The organism is Rhizobium etli 8C-3 (assembly GCF_001908375.1).
In the GTDB taxonomy this organism is placed as follows: domain Bacteria; phylum Pseudomonadota; class Alphaproteobacteria; order Rhizobiales; family Rhizobiaceae; genus Rhizobium; species Rhizobium etli_B.
Map to the genome: position 1 here is coordinate 1464026 of NZ_CP017244.1, position 12905 is coordinate 1476930.

General features: G+C 58.5%; 11 protein-coding genes. 7 read left to right on the plus strand and 4 right to left on the minus strand.

The genetic code is table 11. From position 1 onward, the window contains the following. Positions 1-2 precede the first annotated feature (2 nt). Positions 3-473, plus strand: a complete 471-nt coding sequence (locus AM571_RS31890; protein WP_022716669.1) for a cyclic nucleotide-binding domain-containing protein — start codon at positions 3-5, stop codon at positions 471-473. Between the two features lie 74 nt (positions 474-547). Here AM571_RS31890 and AM571_RS31895 read toward each other — a convergent pair whose 3' ends face one another. After that, on the minus strand, positions 548-1882 hold the full coding sequence (locus AM571_RS31895) for an MFS transporter (RefSeq protein WP_074064936.1): 1335 nt from the start codon (positions 1880-1882) through the stop codon (positions 548-550). Between the two features lie 377 nt (positions 1883-2259). On the opposite strand from AM571_RS31895, the gene cyoA reads away from it, so the two are divergent. From cyoA to AM571_RS31920, 5 genes are all read left to right on the plus strand, one after another. Beyond that, complete coding sequence (gene cyoA, locus AM571_RS31900; RefSeq protein ID WP_420493394.1) at positions 2260-3435, plus strand: ubiquinol oxidase subunit II; 1176 nt, start codon at positions 2260-2262, stop codon at positions 3433-3435. 46 nt (positions 3436-3481) lie between these two features. Next, positions 3482-5488, plus strand: a complete 2007-nt coding sequence (cyoB, locus tag AM571_RS31905) for a cytochrome o ubiquinol oxidase subunit I (protein WP_074064938.1) — start codon at positions 3482-3484, stop codon at positions 5486-5488. A gap of 2 nt (positions 5489-5490) precedes the next feature. Continuing rightward, positions 5491-6111 carry a cytochrome o ubiquinol oxidase subunit III gene (cyoC, locus tag AM571_RS31910; protein WP_074065701.1) on the plus strand — a complete coding sequence of 207 codons (621 nt, stop codon included), beginning with the start codon at positions 5491-5493 and terminating at the stop codon, positions 6109-6111. After that, the gene (gene cyoD / locus AM571_RS31915) at positions 6108-6509 is read left to right on the plus strand and encodes a cytochrome o ubiquinol oxidase subunit IV (protein ID WP_074064939.1); all 402 of its coding nucleotides are present in this window, start codon (positions 6108-6110) and stop codon (positions 6507-6509) included. The genes cyoC and cyoD overlap by 4 nt, the downstream gene beginning before the upstream one ends. 119 nt (positions 6510-6628) lie before the next feature. After that, the gene (locus tag AM571_RS31920) at positions 6629-7318 is read left to right on the plus strand and encodes an SURF1 family protein (protein ID WP_237358614.1); all 690 of its coding nucleotides are present in this window, start codon (positions 6629-6631) and stop codon (positions 7316-7318) included. On the opposite strand, the gene AM571_RS31925 is transcribed toward AM571_RS31920, so the two are convergent. From AM571_RS31925 to AM571_RS31935, 3 genes are all read right to left on the minus strand, one after another. Next, positions 7221-8846, minus strand: a complete 1626-nt coding sequence (locus AM571_RS31925) for a PAS domain-containing sensor histidine kinase (protein ID WP_237358615.1) — start codon at positions 8844-8846, stop codon at positions 7221-7223. The two genes, AM571_RS31920 and AM571_RS31925, sit on opposite strands and share 98 nt — an antisense overlap. A 75-nt stretch (positions 8847-8921) precedes the next feature. Then, entirely contained in the window at positions 8922-10334 is a 1413-nt protein-coding gene (locus AM571_RS31930; RefSeq protein ID WP_074064941.1) for an FAD/NAD(P)-binding protein, read from the minus strand. 322 nt (positions 10335-10656) lie between these two features. Further along, positions 10657-11586, minus strand: coding sequence for an alpha/beta hydrolase (locus tag AM571_RS31935; protein WP_074064942.1), 930 nt, complete (start codon positions 11584-11586; stop codon positions 10657-10659). Between AM571_RS31935 and AM571_RS31940 the strand changes: the two genes are divergently transcribed. Next, positions 11585-12844 carry an acyltransferase family protein gene (locus AM571_RS31940; RefSeq protein WP_081377257.1) on the plus strand — a complete coding sequence of 420 codons (1260 nt, stop codon included), beginning with the start codon at positions 11585-11587 and terminating at the stop codon, positions 12842-12844. The two genes, AM571_RS31935 and AM571_RS31940, sit on opposite strands and share 2 nt — an antisense overlap. Positions 12845-12905 lie beyond the last annotated feature (61 nt).

Sequence of the window (12905 nt, forward strand, 5' to 3'; positions counted from 1 at the left end):
TCATGCTGTTGAGAGATGAAGTCGAAATGCTGAGGCGGGTGCCGATCTTCGCAAGGATCGCCCCGGCAAAACTCAAGCTTTTGGCCTTCACCTCCGATCGGATGACCTACAAGGCCGGTCAGGACCTTTTCCACCAGGGCGATCCGGGCGACGCGGCCTATGTGGTGCTGTCCGGCACCGCCGACATTCTCGTGAATTCGCCTGCAGGCGACATAAAGGTCGCCGACGTCGAGGTTAATTCCATCGTCGGCGAAATCGCCATCCTCTGTGACGTGTCGCGCACCGCGACCGTCCGTGCCACCTCTCCTTTGGAAGTGCTGCGCATCAGCAAGGAGCATTTCCTGAAGCTTCTCAGCGATTTCCCCGAAATTGCCGTCGAGATCATGCGCGTCCTTGCCGACCGCCTGAACCATACGACGGCGGAATTGACGGCAGCACGCGCTGCAAAGCAGCCGCAGGCGGCGCTTCAGTAATTTTCAGCAAGTTCCGGCCCTGGAAAAACGCCCGCGGGCTCGGCCAGGCCGTTGGTCTCATCCTTCAGTGATCGTTATTCGCGCTGCTCCAGCGCCTTGCTGAAGGCAAGCGCGGCAAGCGTGCAGACGGCGCCCGAAAGCAGGTAATAGCCGACAAAAGGAAGGCCGAAGCGGCTGGACAAACCAAGTGCAACGAGCGGCGCAAAACCCGCACCCACAAGCCAGGCGAGATCCGACGTGAAGGCCGCCCCCGTATAGCGATAGCCGCGGCCGAACCGTGAAGAGATCGAACCGGTGGCCTGACCGAACGAAAGGCCAAGCACGCCGAAGCCGATGATGACGAAAGCGTCCTGACCGGTGTCACCGGCAGCAATCAGCATCGGCCCGATGAAGGAGAAGATCGCGATCAACACGGCACAGACGGCAAGCTGACCGCGGCGGCCGATGCGATCGGCGATCAGCCCAGATGCGATGATGGCGACGATGCCGACCATGGCCCCGATGATCTGCACAACCATGAAAGTGCCGAGCGGTTGACTGCCGTAAAGGCTCATCCAACCTAGCGGAAAAATGGTGACGAGATGGAACATCGCAAAGCTTGCCAGAGGTACGAAGGCGCCGATCAGGATATCGCGACCGTGGATGCGAAGGACATCGACAATAGGCGCCGCTTCCAGTTCATGCTGCTCCAGGAGCGTGCCGAATTCCTTCGTCATGACGAGGCGCAGGCGGGCGAAGAGGGCCACGACGTTGATGGCGAATGCAACGAAGAACGGGTAGCGCCAGCCCCAGGACAGGAAATCGTCGTTTGAGAGATTGGCAATGAAGAAGCCGAACAGGGCGCTCGCCAGCGCAAAACCAATCGGCGCACCGAGCTGCGGGATCATCGCATACCAGCCACGGTGCCGCTCCGGCGCATTCAGCGCCAGCAACGAAGCAAGCCCGTCCCAGGCGCCGCCCAGAGCAAAGCCTTGCCCAAGACGAAAGAGCGCAAGCAAGGCGATCGACCAATAGCCGATTACGTTGTACCCGGGCAAAAATGCAATCGAGGCCGTCGAGCCGCCGAGCAGAAAGAGCGCAATCGTCAGCTTAGTGCCGCGGCCGTAGAAGCGGTCGATGGTCATGAAGACAACGGAACCAACAGGGCGGGCAAGAAAAGCAAGCGAAAAGATTGCGAACGAATAAAGCGTCGCCGTCAGCCGGTCCGGCGCGAAGGGAAAGACAAGCTGCGGGAAGACGAGAACCGAGGCCAGGCCGAAAACGAAGAAGTCGAAAAACTCCGACATGCGTCCGATGACGACGCCGATCGCGATGCTGCCCGGCGAGACCGGCTTATCATCGTGAATTCTGCGTGCGTCGCGTTCCAGCGTGCGCGATGACGGTCCGTAGCGTACCTGTGTTTCAGCCATTTAACGCCTCCCTCGGTGAGGTGCTTTTGCGAAGCGCCTCAAGACGATCTTCATCAAACCCGCCGGGTTATCAAGTCCGCACGGCGCAAATAGTTCATCATTCATTCTCAAAACTGCATGCAGATCGCGAAATCCGCAACGCACGGCTGGCTAAACTGGCCAACTGCGTATTTGCGTATATATAGGCCGGAAAAAACATTTGACCCTGGCACAATCCTTCTTGTTATCAGGATTTTCAGAGGCCCGTGAAACCACATTCTGCCGCAATGCGGCATATTTGCTGCACTGCGACCAAACACCTCATGTCACCATGCCGTTTCGTGCTTTAGTCGCGGTTCGGACGAAACAACAAGAGCTTTAGAGACGTGCACAAACTGATGAAGTTTTCCCGCCTTCTATCCGTGTTGCCGCTATTCATGCTGGCAGGGTGCAATCTGGTGGTGATGTCGCCTTCGGGTGATATCGCCAATCAACAGGCAGACCTCATCCTGGTCTCGACCTTCTTGATGCTTTTGATCATCGTGCCGGTCTTGTTCCTCACACTGTTCTTCGCCTGGCGATACAGGCGGTCGAACACAGCGGCGACCTATGATCCGGAATGGCATCACTCCACGCGCCTTGAAGTCGTGATCTGGTCAGCGCCGCTTGCCATCATCATCGCGCTCGGCGCAATCACCTGGATCAGCACACACAAGCTCGACCCCTACCGCGCGCTTGACCGGCTGGATGCAGAACGCGCGATTCCTGCCGGTGCGAAGCCGCTGACCGTCGAAGTGGTGGCGCTCGACTGGAAATGGTTGTTCTTTTATCCTGATCTCGGCGTTGCGACCGTCAACGAGCTGGCCGCCCCGGTCGACGTTCCGATCAATTTCAAGATCACCGCGTCTTCGGTAATGAATTCCTTCTATATTCCCGCACTCGCCGGCCAGATCTACGCCATGCCCGGCATGCAGACGAAGTTGCACGCCGTCATCAACAAGGAAGGCGAGTACGAAGGCTTTTCTGCCAATTACAGCGGCGACGGCTTCTCGCACATGCGCTTCAAGTTTCACGGCCTCAATCAGCAGGGATTCGACGATTGGCTCGCGCGCGTCAAAGCGCAAGGTACGGCGCTTAACCGCGATGCCTACCTGAAACTCGAAAGACCGAGCGAACGGGAACCCGTGCGCTACTACGCCAGCACCGAGACCGGCCTCTACGAGGCCATCCTGAACATGTGCGCGACGCCCGGTAAGATGTGCATGAACGAGATGATGCACATCGACATGATGGGCGGCGCAGGCAAGGAGAGCGCCGAAAACCGGGAACGGCTGGAATATGACAACCGCCACGCCGAACAAGGTGAGCGCACCAATGCCCCGACTTTCCCCGCAACCGGCACGCCGGCACGCAGCGGGCAAGAGCCCGAAGGCACCGACAGCAACACCCAGCAGCCTGACGCCCAGCCGCAGCAGGGTGGGCAGACCATGCCCGCGATGCCGCATGACGGTCATTCGATGCCCGGCATGGATCATGGCAGCGGCAGTCCGGCCCAACCGGGCAGCAAGAATTAAAACCTGGCGCTTTGCGTCGCTGAGACATCAATGAACGGGTTCATCCATGTTTTCCAATCCTGACCTCCTGAAGTTCATCTTCGGCCGGTTGACCCCTGAGGCGATCCCCTATCACGAGCCGATCCTCGTTGCGACCTTCATCGGCGTGGTCATCGGCGGCCTAGCCGTGCTCGGCCTCATTACCTATTACAGATTTTGGGGCCCGTTGTGGCGCGACTGGATCACGAGCGTCGACCACAAGAAGATCGGCATCATGTACGTGATTCTCGCCATCATCATGCTGCTGCGCGGCTTTTCGGACGCGATCATGATGCGGATCCAGCAAGCAATCGCCTTCAACGGATCTGAAGGCTATCTGCCGCCGCACCACTACGACCAGGTCTTTACCGCCCACGGCGTTATCATGATCTTCTTCGTGGCCATGCCCTTTGTCACTGGCCTGATGAACTTCGTTGTACCGATGCAGATCGGCGCTCGTGACGTTTCCTTTCCCTTCCTCAACAACTTCTCCTTCTGGATGACGACGGCGGGCGCCATCATCATCATGCTGTCGCTCTTCATCGGCGAGTTCGCGCGCACCGGCTGGCTTGCCTACCCGCCGCTTTCAGGCGCCGACTACAGTCCGGGGGTGGGCGTCGACTACTATATCTGGGGCCTGCAGGTTGCAGGCGTTGGGACGACACTGTCGGGCATCAACCTGATCGCCACCATCGTGAAGATGCGAGCGCCTGGCATGACCATGATGAAGCTCCCCGTCTTCACCTGGACCTCGCTTTGCACCAACGTCTTGATCGTCGCCACCTTTCCGATCCTGACGGCAACGCTTGCGCTACTGTCGCTCGACCGCTACGCCGGCACGAACTTCTTCACGAACGACCTCGGCGGCAATCCGATGATGTATGTCAACCTCATCTGGATCTGGGGCCATCCGGAGGTCTATATTCTCGTGCTGCCGGCCTTCGGCATCTTTTCGGAAGTGGTCGCGACCTTCTGCGGCAAGCGCCTGTTCGGCTACGCCTCGATGGTCTATGCGACAGTGGTCATCACCATCCTTTCCTATATCGTCTGGCTCCATCATTTCTTCACCATGGGTTCGGGCGCCAGCGTCAACTCCTTCTTCGGAATAACGACCATGATCATCTCGATCCCCACGGGAGCGAAGATGTTCAACTGGCTCTTCACCATGTATCGCGGCCGCATCCGCTATGAAGTGCCGATGCTATGGACCGTCGGGTTCATGGTGACCTTCGTCATCGGCGGCATGACTGGGGTGTTGCTTGCCGTACCGCCTGCAGACTTCGTGCTGCACAACTCGCTGTTCCTGATCGCGCATTTCCACAATGTGATCATCGGTGGCGTGTTGTTCGGCCTGCTTGCCGGCGTTAACTACTGGTTCCCGAAGGCCTTCGGCTTCAAGCTCGATCCGTTCTGGGGCAAGATCAGCTTCTGGTTCTGGCTGACCGGCTTCTATTTCGCCTTCATGCCGCTCTATGTGCTCGGCCTGATGGGCGTCACCCGCCGGGTGTCGCAGTTCGAGGATCCGTCGCTGCAGATCTGGTTCATCATCGCAGCCTTCGGTGCGTTCCTGATCGCGCTCGGCATACTGGCGTTCCTCGTCCAGCTTGTCGTCAGCTTCATGAGGCGCGAGGAACTTGCCGACCATACAGGCGATCCGTGGGATGCCCGCACGCTTGAGTGGTCGACGTCGTCGCCGCCGCCCGACTACAATTTCGCCTTCACGCCCGTGGTGCACGATCATGACAGCTGGTACGACATGAAGAACCGCGGCTACGAACGACCCCTCAAAGGCTTCAAGCCGATCCACATGCCGAAGAACACCGGCACCGGCGCAATCCTTTCGGCCATCAGCGTGGCACTCGCCTTCGGCCTGATCTGGTACATGTGGTGGCTCGTCGTGGCCAGCGCCGCGGCGCTGCTCGTCGTTACCATTGTCCATACGTTCAACTATAGGCGCGACTTCTATATCCCGGCCGAAGAGGTCAGTAAAACGGAAGACAAGCGAACCGAATTGCTTGCGACACAGGTGTCATGACCATGAGCGATCATACTATCGACACGGCCGAAAAGCCTGAGTTCTACCTGACCGACGAACATCATCCCGAAGGCAGCACAAATCTCGGCTTCTGGCTCTACCTCATGAGCGACTGCCTGATCTTTGCGGTGCTGTTTGCGACCTATGGCGTTGTTGGCCGCAATTATGCGGCAGGGCCTTCGCCGAAGGACCTTTTCGATCTGCCGCTCGTGGCCGTCAACACCTCGATGCTGCTCTTTTCTTCCATCACCTACGGCTTCGCCATGCTCCAGATGGAAAAGAACAGCAAATCTGGCACACTGATGTGGCTGGCCCTGACCGGCCTGTTCGGCGCGGCGTTCATCGGTCTTGAACTCTATGAGTTCATTCACTTGATTCACGAAGGTGCAGGTCCATCGCGCAGCGCTTTCCTTTCGGCCTTCTTTACGCTGGTTGGAACCCATGGACTGCACGTCACGTCCGGCATCATCTGGATGGCGACGCTGATGGTACAGGTTTCCATGTACGGCCTGATCGAGGCCAACCGGCGCCGCCTCATGTGCCTTTCGATGTTCTGGCACTTCCTCGACGTCGTCTGGATCGGCGTCTTTTCCTTCGTCTACTTGATGGGAGTCCTCGGATGAGTTCGCAAGCACCCACACATGAGGACGCACACGAAGCCCATCATGGCCATAGCCACGGTCACGGGGCAGGCCACGGCTCCATGAAGAGCTATACGATCGGTTTCGTCCTCTCGGTCATCTTGACCGCCATTCCGTTCTGGCTTGTCATGGCCGGCGTCTTCGAGAGCCCGGGCGTGACTGCTGCTCTTGTGATGGCACTCGGCGCAATACAGATCGTCGTTCACATGATCTGCTTCCTGCATATGAACACGCGCTCGGAAGGCGGCTGGACGATGATGGCGCTGATCTTCACGATCGTGATCGTGGCGATCGCCCTTTCGGGCTCGCTTTGGGTCATGCATCATCTGAATACCAACATGATGCCGATGAGCCCCGAAATGATGAAGAACATGCCCTAGAGGTGTCGAGCGGGCGGCGGCAGGGCCGTCCGTGCAGGGTTTCCGCCATGCCAGACAGCTGTTCCTTTCCCAAAGACCGGCGCCGATCTTCAATCAGGCTCGCAATGCTGTGCAGCCTGATGCTACTGTCGACCGCCGGTTTCGTCGCCCTCGGCCTCTGGCAGGTTGAGCGGCTGTCCTGGAAACGTCACCTCATTGCTCTGGTCGATCAACGGGTCCACGCCGTCCCGGCCCTGGCCCCTACGCGAAGGCCAGTCAGTGCCGCCGACGACGAATACCGCCGCATAGTGGCGACCGGGACGTTGCAGAACGACAAGGAGACGCTGGTCTATGCCTCGACCGAACTGGGTCCAGGCTTTTGGGTAATGACGCCGCTGTCGCTTGGCGATGGCCAAACGGTCTTGATAAACCGCGGCTTCGTGCCGACCTACAGGCGCGATCCGCAAACCCGACCGGAAGGCCAAGTCTCCGGTCAGGTCACGATCACGGGGCTGATGCGGATGACGGAACCGAAGGGTTCGCTGTTAAAATCGAACGACCCGGCCTCGGGCCGCTGGTATTCGCGCGATGTCGCTGCAATCGCGGCGCAAAAGCACGTGACAGGCGCTGCCGAGTATTTCATCGACGCCGACAAAACTCCAAATCCCGGCGGTCTGCCGGTCGGTGGACTGACGCGCATCGTCTTTGCGAACAATCACCTCGTCTACGCAATCACATGGTTTGGCTTGGCGCTGATGATGGCTGGCCTGCTGGCATTCGTGATCCGAAGCGAGATTCGGAGGCAGTGGCCGTGGCAATCGTCCGGGTGATTGCATCGGCAAGTTGTGCCTGCGAGAAGGGCTTGCCGAGACGCGGCAGCTCGATCAGGCCGCTGCCGGGCGGAATGTCGGCATAGCCGGTGGCCAGGATGATCGGCATGTGCGGCCAATCACGGCGAATCGCCTCGGCAAGCTCTGCACCCGTCATCCGCGGCATGGCGTGGTCGGAGATGACAAGATCGACCGGTTCTCTGGAAAGAATGGCCAGCGCATCGGCACCCGATGCTGCCTCGATGGCGTCGTAACCGAGATCTTCCAGCATCAAAACCGTGTTCATGAGCACGAGACTGTCGTCGTCGACGGCCAGGATGCGCAGCGAGCGCGGAGGGCCGAGATGATCGGCCCCTTCGTCCGGGAGCTCTTGCGGTGCGTCATCCAGTGCCAGCACCGCAGGGAACCAAAGCTCGGCGACCGTGCCTTCGCCGAGGCGGCTCTTCAACACGAGCCGGCCGCCTGACTGCGCGGCGAGCCCTTGAACCATCGGCAATCCGAGACCGGTGCCTTTGCCGACGCCCTTGGTCGTGAAGAAAGGTGTCGTCGCCTGCTCAAGCGTCTCTTCGTCCATGCCCTCGCCGCCGTCGATGACGGAAAGGCAAAGATACGCACCTGGGGCAAGAATGCCGTTCCCTTCACCGACCGTCCGTTCCTGCGCTCTGACAGTGATTTTCCCTCCGCGCGGCATGGCGTCACGCGCATTCACGATGAGATTGAGGATTGCTGTTTCGAGCTGGTTCGGATCGGTGGCAATCGTCGGGACGCCCGGCAGCACATCAATTTCCAGCATGGTCAGCGGCCCAAGCGAACGCTGCAGCATGTCGGCCATTCCGTCCATGAGCGCTGCAATCTCGATCGTCTTGACCGCCAGTTCCTGGCGCCGGGAAAAGGAGAGCATGCGCTGCGTCAAGGCAGCGCCGCGCTGCGCGCCTTGCATGGCATTTTCGACAAGGGGCATCAACTCCGGCTGCTCAGGCATCCGCTTCTTCAAAATCTCCAGGCTGCCAAGAACGGCCATCAGGAGATTATTGAAGTCGTGGGCAATGCCGCCGGTGAGTTGGCCGATCGCCTCCATTTTCTGGGCCTGGAAGAGCTCTTCGCGTGCCTGGTCGAGCGCACGCTGGATTTCGCGCTTCTCGGTCATATCGCGCGTGATCTTCGCAAAACCAACGACCTTCCCGCAATCGTCCGTGATAGCGTCAAGGACCACGTTCGCCCAAAAGCGGCTGCCGTCCTTGCGCATGCGCCAGGCCTCCTTTTCGAAGCGGCCGTCGCGGCGGGCAATTTCAAGCGCGCGTTCAGGCTCACCGGCAGCACGGTCCTCCTCGGTGTAGAAATTCGAGAAGTGCCTTCCGATGATCTCTTCCTGTGAATATCCTTTGAGGCGCTGCGCACCGACGTTCCAGGTGGCGACGTGACCCTCCGGACTGAGCATGTAGATTGCATAGTCGGTGATGGCATCGACGAGTAGCCGCAAGCGGCCCTCGCCCGTGAGAGACGCACCAGATCGATCCATCACTTCCATAAGCCCCCCCGTCGGAAACATCAGTTTCCTAAACCTAAAGAGCCTTGAAATGGTTCCCGCAAAGGTCCGAAAAATTCAAACCGCTCTGCTTTGAGGATAGAACTGCTCTCCGATCTTCTCCGCCGCCGCGTAGGCCTGGGTGACGATTTCGGGGACCAGATCGATATCCGGCAGGCTGCCAAGGCCGAGCGGACCGACGGCGAAGAGGCCGTTCACCGTCGATCCGTCCTCCAGGCAGAGCTGGCCGCGCTGATCGACGGCAAGCCCCAGCGAAAGCTCGTCAGGCATTGCAAGACCGGAGCCGATCAGGCTCTGCATCAAAGGCATCGCCACATCAGGTGCGTTGCAGCGGCAGTCGAAAACACGTTCCGCATAGATGACTTCCTCGACATCCGATCCAGCCGGCCTGAAAAAGATGCCACTGAGTCCCCGCCGCCCGGCCGTACCTCGACGAAGGACCGTATTGCCTTCGGCAAGCTCGCGTTTCAAGCGCAGATATATCGCTTCTGGCAGGCGGTTGCGGTGGCTGTCGTAGATGGCGCGCAGATGCCGGTTGAACTGGCGTTTCTGAGCAGCCGGCAGCGATCGCCAGAGAGAGCGGGCATGTCTGCGCAGACCGTTCATCACCGATTGCCAGCTGCGGCCCTCTTCTTCTGCCTCGCGGCAGGCCTTGCGGATGAAGCGGACGATCTCGGGCAGCTTTTGCGGCAACGCCTCGGCCGGGAAAACAGGATCGGCGGAGTTCGGTGTATGGCTCTGTGGCAGGAACCCATGCTTGGAGACAACCGTGATCTGCCCATCGTAACCGCTATCGCGCAGTTGCAGCAACTGGTCGACCACACGGATGCCGCTTCCAAGGAGAACTGCATGCGGTCGGGTAACGAGACGCTTCGCGCGCACCGGCGACCGATCCTCCGCCTCCGGCTCGGGCTCGCGCTCGCAAAGCCCGTAGCCGGTGGCCAGCACGACGGTATCGAAGAGCGGATTGGCTGGATGGGCGCTTTCGAGCAGAAAACGGTTCGCTTGGCTTTTGCGAATTGCTGCGACCGGCTCATGGCAGACCTGTACGGTGATATCCTTGCGGGCTGCGAGCGCTTGTGAAAAGCGCTGATAGACGTAGTCGCTGAAGAGTGCCTTCGGAACGAAGATCTGGCGGAAACCCGGGATCGCAGCACGCACGGTAGCCCTAAATTGCGTGTTGCCACAGAGCCAGTCATTGAAATCGTCGGCGTCGCCGAGCGACACCGAAAGATCGCGCACGCGGGTGTTGAGGATTGTCGAAGCGCGCGTCGACGACAGTGCCTGGCCTCCGCTGACCGAGGAATTCGGATCGAAAAGTTGGAGATGAAACGGCATCCGCACCGTCTTCATCAAGGCGATTGCGCTCATCATGCCGGAAAAGCCCCGACCGACGATTGCGATACGCGGGACAGGCGAAACCCGTGCCGTCGTCTTTAATTTCGAAGCAAAAAGACCCTGAACCGTCATCTCAACTCCCTTGCGGAATCAGCCCGCATCGCGTCTCGATCGAGGTTTTCAACGCAGGACAACACGCACCTGCGTTGGTTTGGTTCGTGCGGCCGTCTAAAATGCTTGCCGCTCGTTGAAGTGTTGAGCTCGGCAGAAACGAGGGAACATTGCCGCCGTCATAGTCTATAAAACTGGTCGTGTATGAAAACCCTAAAATGAGAAAGTGGCAAGCGTTTTGTTCGCCATGACTGCGGACGGATCAGCCAGAGCACTGAAACAAAAGAGGGATTCGTCTTTCCGACCGCGCCTCCTTGTCTAAGACGCGTCTTCGGACGGGCGGCTATTTCACGATGCGGTCGATCAGGAAATTGAAGAAATCGCTGTAGCGCGCCGGAATACGCTCTGCCCCCTCCAGAAGGGTCACGGCATGGCCGTTCCTTTCGGCGGTCTTTTGAAATTCTGCGCCGAATTTCGGGCTGTGAACGAGTGCCATGTGATCGCTCGACTGATCCTGCAGCCCCCCCGAATAGAGAAGTACGATCGGCGGCGAGTCTGCCCGAACGAGGTAGGAGGGCGACATCGCCGAGATGTAATTTAGGAACTTATCTCTCTGCGCCAGGAAGGATTGGAAATCTGCTTCGGGCAGGCCAAAGGCATGGCCACCGTAATTGATGGATGGACCGACCCAATCGCGCATCTCAAAGGGATCGATCGTGGTTTGCGCATCGATGCCGCCAACCGCCTTGATCGCCTTTATCGACCCGTCCTCATCGATCGACAAGGCCAGCCAGAGCGCATTGAAGCCGCCTGCCGAAGCGCCGTATATGGCAAGCCTTGTATTATCAATCCCGAGGCTCGGGCCATTCTTCATGAGGTATCCGTAGGCCGATCTGGTATCCTCAAGCGCCGCCAGCACAGGCGGGAATATCCGGTCGCGTTTTGCCTCGACCAAATTGCGATAGTTGATCGCAACGACCGCGACGCCCTTCGACAGCATGTAGTTCCTGGCGTTGGCCGCCAGATACTGCTTGTCACCATTCCACCATCCGCCACCATGGACATAGATGATCGCCGGAAACGGACCGGCACCGGGCGGTTTATAGATGTCCATCCTGTTGCGGGCGTCGCTTCCGTAGGCGATGTCCTTGAAGGCAGGTCCTTGCCTATCGGTCGAGGCCAAAAGCTCGCAAGTTCCAGCCGTCAGCAAGAAAAACGCCAATGCGGCAATGGCCAGTATCGCCGTGATGGGCCTCGATAATCCGTAAATCATGCTGCAACCTCTCGCCGTCGGCACCGTGATCCAAGATAAAAAGTTTGCATCCACGCGCAATTTGGGTGGACAACGGAATTATATTAATAGTAATACGACAAAGAAACAAATACTCGAAAATTATCCGGGAAATATACTCCTTTTGGATGAGAGTATGACTGAAAATAAACCTGCGACACATTATTATGTGGTAGATATAGTCAGAATTTATGCTGCTGCATTGGTTCTGCTATTCCACTTTGCGAGCTTCCAGCTTCCGCAGACTAGCGGGCCGGTCTTCGCCTTCCTCTGGCCATTCGATGGCGTTGGCAGCGTTGGCGTTGAGATCTTTTTCGTGATTTCCGGCCTTGTGATCTCCATGAGCGCAGAAAGCGCCAGGGGCATGCAAGGCGCCCTGCGTTTTATTCACCTGCGCGCCCTTCGCATCCTGCCGGCGTTGTGGATTTCCAGCGTGATCGGCTTTGCCACCTTATCGCTTGCAGGCCAAGACATTGGGTCTCTTATCGCTCCCCTCGTCCGTTCCTCGGTCCTTTCGCCGGTCGGACCATATATCGACGGCGTCGTATGGTCGCTGGTGGTCGAGGCTGCGTTCTACCTGACAGTCGCAATCACGATCATCTTTGCGCCGCGTCTTTCCCTGGAAAACCTGGCGAAGATCATTTGCGCCGGAAGCTCGGTCTATCTCGTGGTATGGTCTGTAGCCTTTCTATTCGACAAGGAGCTATTTGCGACGCTATCGCGCTTCCCATCGAAGGTCTTCCTCATGCGCTACGGCGTTTTCTTCGCTTTGGGAATGTTGCTGTGGGCTCACCTGCGCAGCCATCGCTCCAAAAATGCGATCGGCGCCCTGCTGCCGGCAGGCCTGATGTGCATTGTCGAGATATTCGTCGGCAGGGACATGTTATGGGGCATCGGCACCGGGACCGTTGCGGTGTGGCTGACGGCCACAGCCTTTATGGTTTTTTGCATCATGCATGCGGACGCATTCGAAGCCGGGTTTACCCATCGGCAGCGCACGATATTCCGATATCTCGGAAGCCTGAGTTACGCACTCTACCTTAATCATTACACGTTCGGCGCCTCGATCGTCCAATCGCTATCGACAGTGCTGCCGCCAGTCTCGCCGGGGTCCGTCGGCTTATTGTTCTGCGCTTCGGTTTGCGCCGTCCTATTGATGTCCTGTTTCGTCACGTCCGCAGAAAGGATCATGAAGAAGCCTTTGATGCTGCGGCGCTCACCTCAATTGGGACCGAGCTGAGGGGGCGGTTGCGATCGTCTCGCTCACGAGAAAATAACCAAATGGTGAATTCTTTACTTGA